Genomic DNA, 17799 nt, shown 5'->3' on the forward strand with positions numbered 1-17799 from the left:
AATCAAATTAAAGTAAAGTTTTAAAAAGAAAATTTATTGTGGTAGGGGTAGTATTTTTTTGTTGAGGAAGTTCTGATAGTTATTTCTTCGGGGATTTCGGCAAGGAATCTAGACGGGGAGGAACGGACTATTTCAAAAAATATTTTACGACTTTCGGCAAAAGTAATATACAACTCTTTCTTTGCTCTAGTGATACCGACATAAGCGATGCGGCGCTCTTCTTCAATGCCCTTTTCTCCGTCTTCGTTAAGGGTTCTTTGATGAGGAAACACCCCCTCCTCCCAGCCCGGTAAAAATACTACGTCAAATTCTAGGCCTTTAGCAGAATGGAGTGTCATTATAGTCACAGAACCGCCGAAATTTGTTTCCAGTACTTCATTTTCCATTACTAAACTCGAATGCTCAACGAAATCATGAATATCGTTAAAATCCGCTATGGCTCTTAGCATTTCATTGATATTTTCAATACGCCCCAAAGCTTCGTCGGTTTTTTCCTCCTGCAGCATTTCAAGATAGCCGGATTCATCTAGTATGGCTTTCGTAACGTCTAACGGGCTTTCTAAGTTATACCTTGCCTGCCAGCTCTCTATTTTGTTAATTAAGTCGTTTAAGCTATCATATAATTTAGCTTTAAATTCACCCTTTGGTAACATTTCTTTGATGGCTGCAAAAATAGAAATATTACCGTCTGCGGCATAGCTTTTAATACGAGCAACCGTCGTAGCACCGATTGAGCGCCGCGGCACATTGATAATACGCTCTAGGGCTAAATTATCATTATGATTTAAAGCAATCCTTATATAGCTTAGTAAGTCCCGTATTTCCATGCGTTCGTAGAATCGTAGCCCGCCGATAATTTTATAGGGCACGGCACTATTGATAAAAGCTTCTTCAAAACTCCTAGTTTGGAAGCCTGCCCTGACTAATATCGCAATACCGCTAGCGTTATATTTTCCTTCCCGCACTAACCTATCTATTTCGGAGGCAATAAATCTTGCTTCTTCTTTATCGCTCCAACATGAAACAATTTTAATTTTCTCTCCGCTATCTTTGTCAGTCCATAGCGTTTTACTGTGACGATTTTTATTATTGTTAATGACGTTAGAAGCAGCGGCAAGTATCGGCAGGGTTGAACGGTAATTTTGTTCTAATTTGATGATTGTCGCATTTGAAAAATCTTTTTCAAAACGTAATATATTACCGACTTCGGCACCGCGCCAGCCGTAAATAGATTGATCATCATCGCCGACACAACAAATATTTTTAGAAAAACTAGCCAGCATTCGCGCCCATAAATATTGCACTATATTAGTATCCTGATACTCATCAATTAAAATATACTTATATTTATCTTGGTAATATCTTAATATATCAGGGTTTTTAATAAATAATTCGTTATTGTAAAGCAGTAAATCCCCAAAATCTACCACATTAGAAATAAGTAAATTTTGTTGATATTCTTCGTAAACAAGTTTTGCTACGCGTTGAATAGGTAGGGTAATATCCGACTTTGATAGTTTAGAAGGGAGCAATCCCTGATCTTTCCAGCGTGAAATTATAATATGTAAAAGCTTAGGAGGGTATTTTTTTATATCAATATCCTTTTGCTTAACAATATCCTTAACTAATTTCATTTGATCATCGTGGTTAATAATCGTAAATCTGCTAGTTAAAGATAAATCTAAATGCTCGGCTTGCTCTCGAAGTATCTTCGCCGCCATTGAGTGAAAAGTACCGATATTAAGCCCATAGCAGCTAATCAAGCTATTAACCCGCTCGACCATTTCTTTGGCAGCTTTGTTAGTAAAAGTAACGGCTAAAATATTTTGCGGTTCCGCTAAATTCTTATAAACAATATTAGCTATCCGAGAAGTTAATACTTTCGTTTTACCCGTTCCCGCTCCGGCAAGCAACAATAGCGGTCCTTCGGTATGGAGAGCCGCTTTGCGTTGCTGATCATTTAAAGAATCTAGAAAATTTTGTTTGTTGAACATTAGATAAGTATAATTATTTATTTTGTTCGTAAATGAAGAATTTGAGATGTCACCCCGTGACTTGATCACGGGGTCCAGAAAAAACTTTAAAAAAAGACTGGATACCGTGGGAGGGACCTCGGTATGACAAGCGTTACTCCTAACTGATGCTTACATCAATAAGCCTTGATAATATTATCCTTTCTAATTTTATCAATCAAAATTCACCTTAATCTGCGAATATTTTTGACGATATAAGAAATGGTAGTTATCGGGTGACAAATAATTATTTTTATGAGTTTAATATAGGCTTTAAAATCCTTATCCTCAATAAACCACATATATAAATCATTGATCGGTTTATTTTGTTCTAAGATAACATATTTATCTTGATATATTTTTTTTAAAGTTTTTTTCGCGATTCTAATCTCTTCTTTACGCTCCCCCGTAAGGCTTTTAGGATGTACACGGTAAAAATATAAAGATTCTTTAAGATGAAAAAATTTGGTAATTAGTCCTAGGCGGAGCCAATATTCATAATCCTCTACTAAAAACATCTTTTCATTATATTCCCCTACTTGCCGAGCTAAACTAGCCCGATATAAAAAACAGGCACCGACGCAATCTCTAATAGGTAAAAATTCCGGTGGCTCTTGGTATATTCTGCTTCCTATTTCATTCTTTTCGTTAATTAAAATATAGTCTGTATATACAAGACCTATATCCTCTCTACTATCTAAACATTTATTCATTTTTTCTAAGGCATCTTTATGATATAGATTATCGTCGGAAATCCATGTAAGATATTGACTTTTAGCCTCTTTAAAGCCTATATTCAACGTAGCCGGTAGTTTTTTATTAGTTTTATTTTCTATTATTCCGATGCGGTTATCTTGGCTTGCATATTTTTGCGCTACCTTAAGACTGTTATCAGTAGACAAGTCATCAATTATGATAAGTTCAAAATCGGTGAATGTTTGCGTAAGGCAACTTTCAATAGTTTGAGATAAATAGTTCGCTCTATTATATGAAGGTAATATTATCGAAATTTTAGGAAGAAAGTTGGAATTCATATATATTTTTTGCAAAATTGTTTTTATATTTAACGTAAAAATTTGTTATCCCGTGGTTTGACCGGCGTTGTTGCATGGCTCAAATTTTTGATGTCATTCCAGCAACGGCGGGAATCTAGAAAAAACACTTTTAAGTCATCCTGAATTTATTTCAGGATCTACTAAAAAGATGCTGAAACAAGTTCAGCATGACATAAGTAAGGCTAGATTCCCGCTTTTAGCTAGAATGACATCGAAAATTTGAGCCACACAAAACACCTCATCGCAGTGACGGGTTTTTTGCGTTAATTTCTATCCATACAACAACCTCACCACGGTATGAAGCATATCTTTATAACATAACTTGCAAATTTACATATTTGGTGTTTAAATACTCAAATATTCCTTCAAATGAACCTTCTACTCCAAAACCGGAGGCTTTGCGTCCGGCAAAAGGGGCTTTAGCACTTCCCGGCCTTGGGGCATTAATTGATATCATACCGAAATCTAACTTAGCAGCAATTCTTTGAGCTTTAGCTGAATTTTGTAAATAAATATACGCTTGCAAACCGTACTGCGTGTTATTTGCTCTTTTTATAACTTCATCTTCAGTAGTAAATTTATAACAAGCAACCACCGATCCAAATATTTCAGTGTTAAAAATATCCATATTATCAGAGCAATCGGCAATAATCGTCGGTTCTAAAAAATTATCCGATGCTTTCCCGCCGCAAAGTAACTTAGCTCCTTTAGCTTGCGCATCTTTTAGTAAACTCTGAATTTTATCGATAGCCGCCTGATTAATTAGAGGTCCTATATCTGATTGCTCATTTAACCCGTCACCGACCTTAAGCTTTGCAAATTTAGCGGTAAAAATTTCTATGAACCGCTCATATATTGTTTCTTCAATAAATATTCTATTAGGAGCAGTACAAGATTGACCACTATTTCTAGTTTTAGCAATTACTAAATCATCGGCTACTTTTTCTAAATCCATATCGGCAAATATAATAAAAGGCGCATTGCCGCCAAGTTCTAAAGATAAGCGTTTAACCGTATTAGCCGAGTTTTGGTACAGTATTTTACCGACATTTGTTGAACCGGTAAAGGATAATTTGCGAATTCTAAAATCTTCACAAAATGCTTTACCGATAATATTGGAATCGCCGGTAATTACATTAAATACTCCTACCGGTAAACCGGCATCGCTGCCAAGTTTTGCAAGTGCCAAAGCAGAAAACGGCGTAAGGCTTGATGGTTTTAGTATAACGCTACAGCCGGCAGCTATTGCCGGAATAACCTTGCGTGTGATCATGGCATTTGGGAAATTCCACGGCGTTATGCACGCAACCGGTCCTACCGGCTCATACTCCGTGATAATTTTATGATCTTTATTATTACCCGGTTTTATAGTTCCGTGGATATTATGGATAATATTCGCATACCATTCAATAAATGATGCACCGTATAGAATTTCATTTTTTGCTTCCTTAAGTATCTTGCCTTGCTCTAGAGTTAATATATAGCTTAGTTCTTCGATATTTTCGAGTATTAAACTATGCCATTTTCGTAGTATCGATATTCTTTGCTCAAAAGAGCTTTCCGACCATATATTAAAAGTCTCTACAGTATTATCGATAGCGTTATTAATTTTAGGTAAAGCTAAATTCGGCACTGAGCCGATCTCTTTCAAGGTTGAAGGATTAATAACCGGCATTTGCTTTGCAGAAGTTAGCCACTCGCCGTTGATATAGTTTTTTCCTGTAATAGATTCAAGTAAATGCATAAAAACCTCTTTGAAATTTTTGCTGTCATACCGTGGCTTGCCCCACTAACTGTACGAACGTTTAAATAAAGAGGTAAAAATTCTGTCATTCCGTGGCTACGACCACGGAATCCAGCTTATAATATCATAAAAAGATTCTAAAATAAGTCTAATATGGCTTTATTTTCCTGGATGCCGTGATCAAGTCACGGCATGACACAGCCTTTTTTCAACGTTCGTACACTAGTGGGCTTGACCACGGTATCCAGCCTTATAGCCTTGCCTGCCTAGTCTTTCCCGGACCCCGTAGTCAAGCCACGGGGTGAGCCAGTCCCAATTCTTGAAAGATGAGTAGTATTACACACTAAACGATTTTCCACAACCGCATGCGGCTTTTTGATTTGGATTAGTAAAAACAAACCCCGATTTAAATTGACTTTCGACATAATCCATTTCAGTATTTATAAGATACATTAATGCTTTAGGATCAATCAATATTTTTACGCCTTTTTCTTCCACTACTTCATCAAATTGGTTTTTATCGTCAGCATATTCTACGTAATAAGAAGTTCCTGCACACCCACCTGATTTTACTCCGACTCTAATGCCGAAAGACGGCTTACCGCGTTTTTCAAATAATAACTTAACCTGTTTTGCTGCCGCTTCAGTTATTGAAATAACATTTTTCATGATGTTCAAACATTTTTCTTAAGCTTGTAATCGGCTATTGCCGCTTTTATAGCATCCTCGGCCAATAATGAACAATGAAGTTTTACGGGCGGTAGTGATAGCTCTTTTGCTATTTCCGTATTTTTAATAGTTTCAGCATCATTAACCGATCTACCTTTAATCCATTCCGTTACCAAAGAACTTGAAGCAATAGCGGAACCGCACCCGAATGTTTTAAATTTAGCATCTTCGATAATGCCGTTTTCATCAACTTTTATTTGTAACTTCATTACGTCACCGCAAGCCGGTGCGCCGACAAGACCCGTACCGACATTTTTATCTTCCTTATCAAGTGCGCCGACATTACGAGGATTCTCGTAATGATCAATCACTTTAGGACTATATGCCATTGTTATTCTCCTATTATTTAAATATTTACTATCAATGTCATTCCCCCGCGTGGAAGGCGTTGTTGCGTGGCTACGGGAATCGTCATTGCGAGGAGGCATTTATGCCGACGCGGCAATCCAGTCAAACATATTTTTATACTAAACTTGTTTAGTATTCTAATTAAATCCCGAATGTAATTCGGGATAGCCTGGATTGCCGCAGCCACTTCGTGGCTTCGCAATGACGGTTCTAGTATCCACGCGGGAATGACTACGGGCGTTGTTGCGTGGTTCGAGTTTTTTATGTCATTCCCGCGAAAGCGGGAATCCAGGCTTTTTTTGTCATGCTGAACAAGTTTTGCGCATCTTTTTAGTAGATCCTGAAATAAATTCAGGATGACTTAAAAGTATTTTTCCGGATTCCCGCTTTCGCGAGAATGACATAAAAGGATGCGGGAATGACATCGATCACATTTTTATCATTCTACGCAACAACCCCTAATTTAGTGAGCTGCCCATTTTATTTTCTTTAAATCTATTCCTTCCTGCATCATTTCCCAAAGGGGGCTTAACTCCCGTAACTTATTGATTTTTATGGTTATTAATTCTACTGCATAATCAATTTCTTCTTTAGTCGTAAATCTACCTATCCCAAATCTAATGGATGTATGCGCAAGCTCTTCATCAACTCCCATAGCTCGAAGAACATAGGACGGTTCTAAAGAAGATGAAGTACACGCAGAACCTGAAGAAACCGCTAAATTTTTAATAGCAAGGATAGTAGACTCGCCTTCAACACCGGCAAAGCTTAAATTTAAATTACCTTTATATCTCTTATCTTTATCACCGTTTAAATGCACATCTGAAATTTTTTTATTTATATTACTTAAAAATCTATCAAACAAATAATTTACGTGTTCGAGGTCTTTGTGCATTTCATTTAAGGCTATTTCGGCGGCTACGCCGAGGCCCACAATTAAAGGAGTCGGTAATGTTCCTGACCTCATTCCTCTTTCTTGTCCTCCGCCATTTATCAACGGCGTTAACCTTACTCGCGGTTTTTTTCTCACATATAACGCTCCGATACCTTTCGGACCGTAGATTTTATGACCTGAAATACTAGCAAGGTCAATATTATACTCGTTAACATTAATCGGGATTTTACCGAATCCTTGAGCGATATCCGAATGAAAAAATACCCCTTTTGCTCGGCAAATTGCCCCTATTTCTTTTAAGGGCTGAATAACCCCGATTTCGTTGTTAACCGCCATTACCGACACTAACATGGTTTGATCGGTAATATTATTTTTTAACACCTCTAAATCTATTAAACCGTTTGTTTGAATCGATAAATAGGTAACTTTAATGCCTTCCTGTTCTAAGTGTCTACACGCATCTAATACGCATTTATGTTCACTAACAACGGTAATAATATGATTTTTTTTGTTGCCATAAAATTTAGCTATGCCCTTAATAGCTAAATTATTAGATTCGGTTGCGCCGGAAGTAAAAATAATTTCTTTAGCTTCCGCGTTTATAAGCATAGCTATTTGTTTTCTTGCTTCTTCTACTGCTTCTTCTGCTTCCCAGCCGAAAGAATGACTACGTGAATGAGGATTGCCGAATTTAGTAGTAAAATAAGGAATCATTGCTTCCATTACCCTAGGGTCCATAGGCGTAGTAGCTTGATAATCCATATAGATCGTTGATTTTTCCGCTTCGCTCATATTAATTCCTGTTTATAAATTTCTTCAAACGCTTTAATAAAAATTTTAACGTCTTCCGGTGTTTCATTATGACTAAACGATACTCTAATAGAAGAGCTTATTTCCGTCTCATTCAAACCCATAGCACTTAGCACATGCGATTTAGATACTTTACCCGATGAGCAGGCAGAACCGGAGCTAACAGAAATACCCCGCAAATCAAAAGCTATTAATTTTGCTTGACCATCGGTTTTAGGTACTATAATTAACGAGGTATTAGGTAACCTTGAAACACTCTGCCCTACTATTTTCACATTTTTATATTTACTTAAATATTTCTCTAATAACTCCTGTAACATCTTTATTTTCTTGTATCTATCTTCTATTTCATCTGTTACTATTTCAGAAGCAAGACTGAAACAGGCAATTGCTAAAACATTTTCCGTACCGGAGCGTATATTTTTCTCTTGCCCGCCGCCAATCGTTATCGGCGTAAGTATATTTTTTGAGCTAGCAATTAATGCAGAACTACCCTGCCCCGCACCTATTTTATGCCCTGAAATTGTGCAAAAATCTAAGCCTAAGCTTTTGATATTTATTGGTATTCTACCGAATCCTTGCACGCAATCACTATGAAAAACCGCACCATATTTTTTAACAATCACAGCAATCGCCGCTATATCCTGAATAACACCCGTTTCATTGTTGGCAAGCATTATAGAAACTAGCTTTTTATTATTCTTACTTTGAGATAGCAGATTTTCTAGGTTTTCTAAATCAATAATACCGTTATAGTCAACTTTTATTACTTTGATGTTAGGAGCATATTTTACATGATTAAAAATCGATAAATGCTCAATAGCCGAAATAAAAATATCTCCGTCATAATAATTTTTTATTACTAAATTATTGCTTTCAGTACCCGAAGAAGTAAAAATAATTTCATATTCTTTTGAATTTATCGTTATCCCGACCGAGTTTGCTATTTGCTCCCGCGCCTCTTCTACTATTTTTCTAGCTAACCGCCCTTGTATATGAATAGAAGAAGGATTTAAAGCGCCCTCTATTAAACTTATCATTAATTCCTTAACTTGCGGCTCTGTAAAAGTAGTAGCGTTATGATCCAAGTATAACATACTTTTATTACATAAATTTTGATTTGTTATAATTATTTAAAACAATATCGGCAATAGATATTTTTTCAAAATAATTACGAATATGGCTAGTAAGACCTAACCACAAATGATGTGAATTGCATTTTACTTTATTAGGCATACAAGCCTTTGTTGAGTCTTGGTTTGTTAATTTTTGATAACATTTTGTCATTTCGATATTCTCGTCTACCGCGTCCATAATGTTGGAAATTTTTATTTCATTCAATGTAGTATTAAAAACATATCCGCCCTTAGGACCCTTAATCGATTTTACTAAGTTAGCTTTTTTAAGCTTGGCAAAAATCTGTTCTAAATAATTAACGGAAATATTTTGTTTTGAAGAAATTTCAGCTAAAGTAATAGGTTTATCGGTTGACCGCAAAGCCATTTCTAAAATAGCCATCACCGCATACCGACCTTTGGTTGTTAGCATCATATAATATTCCTTAAAAATTTAAATTATTTATAAATTAACTCCAACTATGGATAAGAATTATCCATAGTTCGCCTTAAATTAAACTACAATATCATACTAATTTAGTAAAGTATTATAATTTAATTATTTATTAATATTAATGAAAAAATTAATTTGTGAATGCAAGTTATTGCTGCATGGGGCGAGATCAATTAACTATTTATAAGCATAATTAATATTTCTTCTAGCAAGACCTATATTTTTTAAACGCTCGTATACTTTTTCAAATACTTGCTTAGGTAAGGTGTTTGAGGTAGTAATTTGGAGAAATTTATCATCTTTTAATTTAATAAAAAAAGACGGCTCGTAAAATTCCGGTCCGTCAATTTCCCTAGAAATTTTTATAAAATAACCGATTATGTGACTATTATAATAATCGCATTTACTAATCATTTTTTTTGCTATTTTATTAATATAAATATCTGTTCTAACGGTATAAGTAAAAGCAAGAGCAATGCCGAGCATCAGGCGTTGACGGTGACTAAAAGGAATATCGGAAGATAAAATAAATTCCGAAACGAAATTTGCTCTTAGAGTTTTATCGATATTTTTATTATACTGCGCCAGCATAATTGCCAGTTCTATGGTGATAAGCGTCGTAGCATCAGGATTAATTAAAAGATATTTTATTGCTTCAACATATTTATCAATTTTACAAATATCTTTATCAAATTTTACTAATTTTTTTACTCTCTCATAAATAATATCTTTTTTCTGTTCATGGTAGGGAAGCGAATCAAATCTAACCCCTTCTTTCAAACCGTAATTTGAAATTATTATTTTTTCTGGCGAAAACACCTTAATCATCGACTTTACTACTAAAACAGCATTATAATTAATAGCTTTTTGTTCATAATAACTTAGTTTTAGTTTGTCAATGTGAGATAATTTTTCAAGATAAAATTCAAACTCAGCTCGGTTTATTTCAAAATTATGTAAATTTTTAAGGGGATAATTGATAGATTCCATATATAAACGACCCATCAACCTTAAAGCTCCGCCGATTAAATATAAATTAGGATAATGTTTCTCTCCGAATTCTTCTTTAATCATTTTAGTAATCGAATGAGTATCAAAGTTACTACTAGGAATAACTTTTGTACCTAAAGGCAAAGACTTTAATTTACCGACCTTTTTATTTTCAATTTGCGCAAGCTCAAGACTTCCTCCGCCTAAATCTGCCACCACCCCGAAAGCATCGCTTATGCCTGAAATCAAACCGGCAGCAGTTAAATAAGCTTCTCGCTCGCCGGAGATAATTTCAATATCTATATTAAATTTCTTTTTAATTATTTCCTTAAATTCTTTAGCTTTGGGGTGACCTCTAAGTATTGCGGTAGCAACGCATTGTATGTTACTAACGGAAAGCCTAGTAAAAATATGAATAAGATATTGTAGTGACAGGTAAGTTTGATGCTTGATTTCTAAATTGTCTAGATCGAGTAAATTTATAATATAACTTTTAAATTTATAATTAAAAATCTCAGGAGCTCCTAGTTCATCACATTCATAAACTACGGCCCTTACGGCATTAGAACCTATATCAATAATAGCTGAACGCATGTTTATATATTATTTATTCGTTTCAGCAGAAATATTTTCCGTTTCTGCCGATATTTCTTCGGAAGATTCACTATTTGCTTTAGGATCATAAGGCACTTGAGTAGGTACAAATGTAGGAGGTAATAACCTACTGGTAAAAAACTTATCCTCATAATATTTAATCTTACGAGATTTTATAGGAGGAAAAGACTCTATTAAAACAATCTGCTCATCCTTCGGTAACTGTATTACTTCTTGAGGTAAAAGTAAAGCTCTTTGAACCTGTGATACATTTTGCGTTCTAGTCGAAATATTAAGATCGAAAAATATAGGTTTACTAAATGATCTTTGTTCTACTGTTTTATTACCGACAAGTTGCGATATTAAATTAGCCGTTTCGTAGTTATTAGCCGCAAAAGTAATTCGATATGTAGCATTTGATAAAAACGAATTCATGCCGGCATCTTCATATGTTCCTTTGAGCTGCTGAGTATCCTGAATAATCAAAAATAACCGAACTCTGTATCCTCTAAAAAAAGCAATACCGGCTTTAAACGTATCCATTTTGCCGAGCGTCGGAAATTCATCTAATAAAAACATCACGCCGTACGGCTCTTCCTTAAGATCGGGCATTTTTCGGCTTAAAAATTCCGTAGCTTGTTGATAAAATACCTGCATTAATTTCTGCAAACGCTGGATATTATCAGGAGTAAGACCGACATATATCGTGGTTTTTTTTCTTTTTAATTCTTGGATATTAAAATCGGAGGAAGCAGTAGCGGCATCAATCAACGGATTTGCCCATAATTCAAGTGAAGAGTTCATTGTAGAGATAACACCGGAACGTTCCTTATCGGCTTTCTGCAAAAACGCCGCAATATTCATATATGCAACCGGATGTATTACTTTACCTAAAGTATCAAGTACCACCGCTAAATTATATACTACGTCATCACTGCGCATTGTTCTAACTACTTCTCCGAAGGATTTAGTCTTATTCGGATCGGCAATTAAATATAGCGTTACCCCCAAGAATAAGCTGCGTGCTTCGTTATTCCAAAAATCTTTTTCCGGCATAATGAGGTTAGAAATTTTTTGGACGTCATCAACCATTTGACCGGGCTTAGTACTAACCCAATCTATAGGATTATAACAATGAGTTACGCCATCGGGATTTGACGGCTCCCAGACAAAAACCGCTTGCCCTTGCTTTTGCCGCCATCCGCTAGTTAAACCGTGATTCTCAAGCTTAATGTCATGTACGACTATCGAATCACTCCAAAATAACAAATTAGGAATTACAAATCCGACACCTTTTCCCGATCCTGTCGGAGCAAATAACAGGGCATGCTGAAACCCGTCGGCAACAAAATAACCTCCACTATCAACTCCTATTAACATACCTTTTTTGGCACGAAGACCCGCAGCTTCAATATCGCTATAGTTTGCCCAACTTGCATCACCGTATACTTTTTCTTGCTGTTTAAAAAACTGTAATGCCTTTATTCTGTCAAAATTTTTAATATAAAAAATTATGACAATTGCCGAAGGAGCAAGAAGAGATACTATTAATTTTAATTTTAAATAGTTATAATCCGTAAATTTTAATTGTCCCCATACATTGATAAGCCAATAAGCCCATTTATAAGCAATATTTATAGCATTTACATTTACTCCCAGACCGCCAAGTTCATTAGTAGAAATTGCAACAAAAACTCCGCTTACCCATAATGTACAAAAAATAACAATCGGATGAATTATGGCATGACCGAATATATTTCTGGTAACTTTAAGTATCTTATACCACTCCATTAATATTCCTATTTTTATACTCGAATGATTTTAAAAATTGCTCTTTCATTTTATCAGGGACTCGTGTGCTCACTTGACTCAAGTGTACGCTGCGCGCACTCACCCTTCAAAATAAAATTCAATTCTTAAAATCATTCGAGTATACCTAAAATTATTTTGTCTTTCGATGTCATTCAGAATTCGATGTCATTCCCGCGCAGGCGGGAATCCAGAAAAATTATAGTCATCCTGAATTTATTTCAAGATATTTTCGTATTAGATGCTGAAACAAGTTCAGCATGACAAGAAAGCCTAGATTCCCGCCTTTAGCTAGAATGACACCCTTTTTATGGCAATTTCTAATCCATGCACAACGCCCCGTTTTCGCGGGAATGACATCGAATACGTTTAACCTATCGACACAACAACCCAATACACCTAAATCATACTTTCGGCACTTTTATTTTTCTTATAATACACCTCGGAAACGTATCTTTTTCCGCCGCTACCACGCTTTAATTGTACTACGATATCGACCACGGTTAGAATATATTTTTTTACCTCTTCAGGCGGCATACCAAGATCTGCTTGCATAACCATTAGCTTCATTTGTTCTATCGCCATAGCCGGACTATCGGCATGCAGAGTTGATATAGAACCGGGGTGACCGGTATTAATTGCCCGCAAAAAACTAAAAGCTTCCGCACCTCGTAGCTCTCCGACTATAATTCTATCAGGTCGGAGCCGTAGGCACGCTTCTATTAAACTTTGCGTATTAACATTAGCACGACCCTGCCCGCCTTTAGAAGAAAGTAAATGTACTTTATTAGGATGTTTCGGCAATAACACTTCTCTTGCATCTTCTACCGTAATTATTCTCTCTTCTATCGGTATTTCACCAAGAGCCGCATTAGTAAAAGTAGTTTTACCGGTAGAAGTTCCGCCGCTAATAATAATATTTTTCTTTGAAATCACCGCATGTCTGACAAATTCTTTTATCTTTTTTTCTGCTAAGTAATTATTTAGAATTCCTTCATTTTCGTCTATTATTGCTTCAGTAACGGTTGCATCGAAAGCCCCCATTTTAGCATATTCATCTAATGAAAGATTCATAGTACTACCTTTCCTAATCGAGTAGATAATTTGTCCTATCTCACAAGCAGGCGGGAATACTATTTGAATACGATAACCATTCGGCAAAGAAGCTGAAAGCAACGGTTTTTCTTCAGAAATAATTTGCTCTGTAGATTGCGCAACTAAACGCCCCAGCGACATAAGATGCTCAAAATCAAGGTCGGGTATTTGCTTAGAATATATTTCTCCTTTCTTTTCAACCCAAACTTCCCCCGGTTTATTAACCATGATCTCATTAATACCTTCCTCGGCAAATAAATCCTTAAAGGGCAATAAAAATGTTTCTAACGCAGCAAATTCATCTGCCATACATATACTCTTTTGCTTTCAAGAATTGCTCTTTCATTAGACTTCTTGCATAACTTGCTTCTAAGGGTAATTTGTACGTCAATCCGGTACTCGCATCCTCACGTACGTTAGAGTACGCTGCGGTGCTGCGTTCCGTGTTTCCTTCAAATTCCTCCTTATTAGCTACGTTATGCAAGAAGTCTATTTTATCAAGGACTCTTGTACTTACGTACCAAGAGTACGCTGCGTGCAGTCGCCCTTCAAAATAAAATTCAATTCTCGAAATCATTTGAGTATACCATTCGTATTTCAAGAATTGAGTATTATTCCCGTGATCAAGTTGCTATATGACAGGGGTAGCCCATGAAAAATTGCTTTTGTACATTTAATTTCAGAATTTGGTATCATTTCATTAACCTTGATTTTAATAATACAGCTTTCGGAAATTTATAATCTTTATTAACATATATTTTAATCGCGGTTCCCTGGTCAATAGTGGTAGTCGGCTTAAACTCCTGCTGGCTTATCATATCTTTAACCGTATTAGTTACATCAGTAAAAGCTTGAGTAGATGCTTGCTGTGCTTGTGTCGGAGCAGAAGCGGTAGTAGCCGTAGTCAATAAACTTGCAGCAGCCGAGTTAACCGCTTGCACCAATGCCGCAAGCCTTTGAGCCGCAGTATTTGCCGTTGCCGGATTTTGTGCGGTAGTACAGCTTTGACTCATGGAAGAATAAGCCGCCGAAGTTGTATCGGTAATAGCACCGAGTACGCTAGTACAAATCATTACAATCCTTACATCTTCAGTCATACCGGTATTAGCAGCATTTGATTGAGCTATATTTTGTATTTGCGTCGCAACAGCACTATTCGCCGCCGCAGCTTGTGAGTTAATAGGCGGTGCAACTACTTTGTCAAGAGCATTGGCAAATGCAATATTAAAGGCTGACTGCAATATAGAGTTAGCAAAACGTTCTTTAAATTTATTATCCACCCTTCCTTGAGTTCCTTTTCTTCCTAAATTATCTACGGCAATAGCGTCAAACTCTATAGTGTAACCATTAGTAAGGTCTATTCTACTCCATATTACGGAAATTCTGCCGTAAGTTTCCGCTGAAGCTCCATAAGTTCCAAAAATCTTTGATCCCTTTGGAATTAAAGGAACTTTACCTTTTTCCGAAAATACATCTCTACTAATCACCGCTCTTACTTCACCGCCAAAGTCGCTATTTATAGCCGTTTCTAATACTGCATCAATTATTTTACCTCTCCCAAGAACAAAATTCATGTCGCCACGATCTTTAAAAGTCGCTTCTTGCGTCACTTGTTCCGGAGTTTTTTTAACTTCCGTCCCCCCGATTAATACTATAGAAGATTTTCTTTTTGCTTCACGACGTTGTTTTTCTGCATCACTATCGACTAAATTTGACGGAGCAGACGGCAAAGAAAGAGAGGGAGGTAGCGGCGCTTTATCTTTGTCTTCCACCGGAGTAGGCAAAACCGGCGGCGCTACTACTACAGGCGGCGGAGGCGGAGCAGCCGGCGTCTCAAGTTTAGGAGGTTCCGGTAATTTAGGAATTTCGGGAATATTATCCTGAACATCTTGAGCCGGTTTTGCAATATTAACAACAGGCGGCACCGAATCCTGAGAATCATCCTTTTTATTACTAAAGAAAAGATAGAAAAATATATATGCAAAAATACCACAAATTATCACTAAAATAGCGATACTTTTGTTAAAGCTAACGGAAACTTTAGAAAGCTCTTTTTGAACCTCGGGTAACTCGGTCGCTGAAGAATTAGGGTTATTAATATTTTGCTCTTCGGCCATAATTAAATTTGTGTTATTATATTAATTTTAAATGCTTTTAAGGTATACTACTCGATTAACTTGAAAAGCTGTCATTCCGTGGCTTGACCGGACTTGTTGCATGGCTCGAATTTTCGATGTCATTCCCGCGTAGGCGGGAATCCAGAAAAATTATAGTCATCCTGAATTTATTTCAGGATCTTTGTGTAATAGATGCTGAAACAAGTTCAGCATGACAAGAATGGATTCCCGCCTTTAGCTAGAATGACACCCTTTTTACGGCAATTTCTTATCCATGCAACAACGCCGATGCCTCCTCGCAATGACGCTTTACTCTCAAAAATCACTAGACCTTTTCTTAGGATAATAAAATCTAATTACATATACTAAGTCTTTTTCGCGTCCTTCTTCGAGTTCCATAGACGCAATATCAAACTCATAAGTTCTTTTATTAGTTATTATAGTCATATTTGTTCTAATATCTTTTTCCAAGGGTTTTATAAACAACCTATTAGCTAGCGGCGTTATTTTCCACGCGTAAGCATCCCCCAAAGTTATAGTTTGAATTTCTTCATTCTTGGCAAATTCTATATGAGATTGAAAACCGAAATGTAAAACTAATAAATAAACCTCATTGGGATTATATATATAAGTTTTTATTCTATTATCGGTAGTTATAGATAAATCATCGATATAATTATCATTATATGATCTAGCCGGTCCTAAAGAACACTCAGCCTTTATCGTGAAGCTACTTAATAATACTATAATTAAAAAACAAAATTTAGCTATTGTCATCGTCTACCCTATATCCGCTTACTTGAAAACCCACCGGATTTATATCAAGCTCTACGTCTGTTAATTCCATCGGTACATAAGCAAAACTTATCACCGATATTTTGTTAAAAATTCGCTGGTCTCCTGATGTTTCACTTATAGAGAACCTTACTATATATTTATCTTGAGCTAATTTTGACCATGATTTTATCGTTAAAAAAGTAGTGTTATCCTGGGCATATTTTAAGGTAGGATCATTATCTTTGTTTTTTATAAACCCTAGATAATTATAGTAAACACTGCTTGTGGAAAATAATCGAACGGTAGTACGAGCGATAGTTGTAAAATCTACGGGATTATAAGTTTCTCTTGCTACAAGATATTTTTTTATAAAATATCTTGTAAGAGAATCATCGGCAGCAAGTAGCGTTGAAGAAGCAGGACTCACTATTGCCGCCCTTCCCGTATTATCATCAAGCTGAATTACAAACGGATAAAATTGTTTGGAATTTACTACAAAAGCAATTACCAAAGTAGCTATAACCATAAAGCTTGTAAGAATTATTAACAATATCATTAATAAATTACGCTGAACGATTATTTTATCTGATCGTTCTTCATACCAATTTTGAGTAGCTTTTAATGCGTTAAGCGGTTTGTCGCTTACTTGATTTTGCTGTAAGCTCTCTTCGGTTTGCAGTTGCCCATTTTCTAGCTTATTAGCACTTGATTTTAAGAAGCTAAATATATCACTTATTTTGAACATTATATATTATCACATTATGAATGGTTATTTACATAAATAAGTATTACATTGTAATTTATTAAAATAATAAGCATTAATTTTTTAATTTTACAAAGAAAAACCGATATTTAATTTAAAAAAAATAATCTTTAATTATTACGCTATATCAACTACTGAATTAACCGGTCTACGAACACACGGATTTATGGGCGCACTAAATAAGTCATTTGATTCAGCCGATACGCAAGGGCTTTTTATTTCATAAGGAGCCGAAGGCGTACATGATAACAACTGCAAAAGTATAACCAATGATATTGAAAGTTTTAATAATCTTAACATTATTAATTATATTATAAAATTTCTTGTTCTGCTTTAAATTAACTTAGTATAAAATACTTCTCAAGCATTTTTTATAAAAAATTTACTTTTACGTGAAAATAAATTAATAAAGCTTGTAAAGTTTCTAATTACTATAGTCTATAATAAACAACAGTTATTATAAATTTAAATTTACAAATTAGTTTTTTTAGT

General features: G+C 35.5%; 19 protein-coding genes and 1 pseudogene. 1 reads left to right on the forward strand and 19 read right to left on the reverse strand.

The genetic code is table 11. The features are described 5' to 3' along the window. Positions 1-20: 20 nt before the first annotated feature. From pcrA to AAGD64_RS05835, 4 genes are all read right to left on the reverse strand, one after another. Entirely contained in the window at positions 21-1994 is a 1974-nt protein-coding gene (pcrA, locus tag AAGD64_RS05820) for a DNA helicase PcrA (RefSeq protein WP_341794167.1), read from the reverse strand. A gap of 203 nt (positions 1995-2197) precedes the next feature. Next, a complete protein-coding gene (locus AAGD64_RS05825) occupies positions 2198-3046 on the reverse strand; it encodes a glycosyltransferase family A protein (RefSeq protein ID WP_341792720.1) in 849 nt (282 codons plus the stop codon). Positions 3047-3377: 331 nt separating this feature from the next. Further along, on the reverse strand, positions 3378-4811 hold the full coding sequence (locus tag AAGD64_RS05830; RefSeq protein WP_341792721.1) for an NAD-dependent succinate-semialdehyde dehydrogenase: 1434 nt from the start codon (positions 4809-4811) through the stop codon (positions 3378-3380). Beyond that, positions 4757-4900 (reverse strand): hypothetical protein, encoded by a 144-nt coding sequence (locus tag AAGD64_RS05835; protein ID WP_341792722.1) that lies wholly within the window; start codon positions 4898-4900, stop codon positions 4757-4759. The genes AAGD64_RS05830 and AAGD64_RS05835 overlap by 55 nt, the downstream gene beginning before the upstream one ends. A gap of 87 nt (positions 4901-4987) precedes the next feature. Between AAGD64_RS05835 and AAGD64_RS05840 the strand changes: the two genes are divergently transcribed. After that, positions 4988-5116, forward strand: a complete 129-nt coding sequence (locus AAGD64_RS05840; protein WP_341792723.1) for a hypothetical protein — start codon at positions 4988-4990, stop codon at positions 5114-5116. Between the two features lie 31 nt (positions 5117-5147). On the opposite strand, the gene AAGD64_RS05845 is transcribed toward AAGD64_RS05840, so the two are convergent. The 15 genes and pseudogenes from AAGD64_RS05845 to AAGD64_RS05915 form a co-directional block, all read right to left on the reverse strand. Further along, positions 5148-5480 carry a HesB/IscA family protein gene (locus tag AAGD64_RS05845; RefSeq protein WP_253307587.1) on the reverse strand — a complete coding sequence of 111 codons (333 nt, stop codon included), beginning with the start codon at positions 5478-5480 and terminating at the stop codon, positions 5148-5150. 5 nt (positions 5481-5485) lie between these two features. Then, positions 5486-5869: a Fe-S cluster assembly scaffold IscU gene (iscU, locus tag AAGD64_RS05850; RefSeq protein ID WP_253307586.1), complete on the reverse strand. Its 384-nt coding sequence runs from the start codon at positions 5867-5869 to the stop codon at positions 5486-5488. Positions 5870-5886: 17 nt separating this feature from the next. Continuing rightward, positions 5887-6075 carry a hypothetical protein gene (locus tag AAGD64_RS05855; RefSeq protein ID WP_341792724.1) on the reverse strand — a complete coding sequence of 63 codons (189 nt, stop codon included), beginning with the start codon at positions 6073-6075 and terminating at the stop codon, positions 5887-5889. Between the two features lie 115 nt (positions 6076-6190). Then, on the reverse strand, positions 6191-6313 hold the full coding sequence (locus AAGD64_RS05860) for a hypothetical protein (RefSeq protein ID WP_341792725.1): 123 nt from the start codon (positions 6311-6313) through the stop codon (positions 6191-6193). 38 nt (positions 6314-6351) lie between these two features. Then, positions 6352-7575 (reverse strand): IscS subfamily cysteine desulfurase, encoded by a 1224-nt coding sequence (locus tag AAGD64_RS05865; protein WP_341792726.1) that lies wholly within the window; start codon positions 7573-7575, stop codon positions 6352-6354. Then, positions 7572-8690, reverse strand: a complete 1119-nt coding sequence (locus AAGD64_RS05870; RefSeq protein WP_341792727.1) for a cysteine desulfurase family protein — start codon at positions 8688-8690, stop codon at positions 7572-7574. The genes AAGD64_RS05865 and AAGD64_RS05870 overlap by 4 nt, the downstream gene beginning before the upstream one ends. A 7-nt stretch (positions 8691-8697) precedes the next feature. Further along, the gene (locus tag AAGD64_RS05875) at positions 8698-9144 is read right to left on the reverse strand and encodes an Rrf2 family transcriptional regulator (protein WP_341792728.1); all 447 of its coding nucleotides are present in this window, start codon (positions 9142-9144) and stop codon (positions 8698-8700) included. 195 nt (positions 9145-9339) lie between these two features. Beyond that, complete coding sequence (locus tag AAGD64_RS05880; RefSeq protein ID WP_253307582.1) at positions 9340-10746, reverse strand: Ppx/GppA phosphatase family protein; 1407 nt, start codon at positions 10744-10746, stop codon at positions 9340-9342. 9 nt (positions 10747-10755) lie between these two features. Beyond that, entirely contained in the window at positions 10756-12537 is a 1782-nt protein-coding gene (locus AAGD64_RS05885; protein ID WP_341792729.1) for a type IV secretory system conjugative DNA transfer family protein, read from the reverse strand. A gap of 417 nt (positions 12538-12954) precedes the next feature. Beyond that, the gene (virB11, locus tag AAGD64_RS05890; RefSeq protein ID WP_341792730.1) at positions 12955-13959 is read right to left on the reverse strand and encodes a P-type DNA transfer ATPase VirB11; all 1005 of its coding nucleotides are present in this window, start codon (positions 13957-13959) and stop codon (positions 12955-12957) included. Positions 13960-13999: 40 nt separating this feature from the next. Next, positions 14000-14143, reverse strand: a pseudogene (locus AAGD64_RS10615) (palindromic element RPE1 domain-containing protein); the annotation flags it as partial. A 199-nt stretch (positions 14144-14342) separates the two neighbouring features. Continuing rightward, positions 14343-15767 (reverse strand): TrbI/VirB10 family protein, encoded by a 1425-nt coding sequence (locus tag AAGD64_RS05900; protein ID WP_341792732.1) that lies wholly within the window; start codon positions 15765-15767, stop codon positions 14343-14345. 315 nt (positions 15768-16082) lie between these two features. Next, complete coding sequence (locus tag AAGD64_RS05905; RefSeq protein ID WP_253307578.1) at positions 16083-16544, reverse strand: TrbG/VirB9 family P-type conjugative transfer protein; 462 nt, start codon at positions 16542-16544, stop codon at positions 16083-16085. Then, complete coding sequence (locus tag AAGD64_RS05910) at positions 16531-17280, reverse strand: virB8 family protein (protein WP_341794168.1); 750 nt, start codon at positions 17278-17280, stop codon at positions 16531-16533. Before AAGD64_RS05910 ends, AAGD64_RS05905 begins: the two co-directional genes overlap by 14 nt. A 144-nt stretch (positions 17281-17424) precedes the next feature. Beyond that, positions 17425-17607, reverse strand: a complete 183-nt coding sequence (locus AAGD64_RS05915) for a DUF2706 domain-containing protein (protein WP_253307576.1) — start codon at positions 17605-17607, stop codon at positions 17425-17427. Between the last annotated feature and the right edge of the window lie 192 nt (positions 17608-17799).

It is taken from the genome of Rickettsia endosymbiont of Ceutorhynchus obstrictus (assembly GCF_964026565.1).
Lineage (GTDB): Bacteria > Pseudomonadota > Alphaproteobacteria > Rickettsiales > Rickettsiaceae > Rickettsia.

Coding starts and splice junctions, on each gene's coding strand:
- AAGD64_RS05875 (WP_341792728.1), bottom strand. CDS start 9,144: ATGATGCTAACAACCAAAGGTCGGTATGCGGTGATGGCTATTTTAGAA.
- AAGD64_RS05835 (WP_341792722.1), bottom strand. CDS start 4,900: ATGACAGAATTTTTACCTCTTTATTTAAACGTTCGTACAGTTAGTGGG.
- AAGD64_RS05880 (WP_253307582.1), bottom strand. CDS start 10,746: ATGCGTTCAGCTATTATTGATATAGGTTCTAATGCCGTAAGGGCCGTA.
- AAGD64_RS05860 (WP_341792725.1), bottom strand. CDS start 6,313: ATGTCATTCCCGCATCCTTTTATGTCATTCTCGCGAAAGCGGGAATCC.
- AAGD64_RS05830 (WP_341792721.1), bottom strand. CDS start 4,811: ATGCATTTACTTGAATCTATTACAGGAAAAAACTATATCAACGGCGAG.
- AAGD64_RS05915 (WP_253307576.1), bottom strand. CDS start 17,607: ATGTTAAGATTATTAAAACTTTCAATATCATTGGTTATACTTTTGCAG.
- AAGD64_RS05845 (WP_253307587.1), bottom strand. CDS start 5,480: ATGAAAAATGTTATTTCAATAACTGAAGCGGCAGCAAAACAGGTTAAG.
- iscU (WP_253307586.1), bottom strand. CDS start 5,869: ATGGCATATAGTCCTAAAGTGATTGATCATTACGAGAATCCTCGTAAT.
- AAGD64_RS05870 (WP_341792727.1), bottom strand. CDS start 8,690: ATGTTATACTTGGATCATAACGCTACTACTTTTACAGAGCCGCAAGTT.
- AAGD64_RS05885 (WP_341792729.1), bottom strand. CDS start 12,537: ATGGAGTGGTATAAGATACTTAAAGTTACCAGAAATATATTCGGTCAT.
- AAGD64_RS05825 (WP_341792720.1), bottom strand. CDS start 3,046: ATGAATTCCAACTTTCTTCCTAAAATTTCGATAATATTACCTTCATAT.
- AAGD64_RS05865 (WP_341792726.1), bottom strand. CDS start 7,575: ATGAGCGAAGCGGAAAAATCAACGATCTATATGGATTATCAAGCTACT.
- AAGD64_RS05900 (WP_341792732.1), bottom strand. CDS start 15,767: ATGGCCGAAGAGCAAAATATTAATAACCCTAATTCTTCAGCGACCGAG.
- AAGD64_RS05905 (WP_253307578.1), bottom strand. CDS start 16,544: ATGACAATAGCTAAATTTTGTTTTTTAATTATAGTATTATTAAGTAGC.
- virB11 (WP_341792730.1), bottom strand. CDS start 13,959: ATGGCAGATGAATTTGCTGCGTTAGAAACATTTTTATTGCCCTTTAAG.
- pcrA (WP_341794167.1), bottom strand. CDS start 1,994: ATGTTCAACAAACAAAATTTTCTAGATTCTTTAAATGATCAGCAACGC.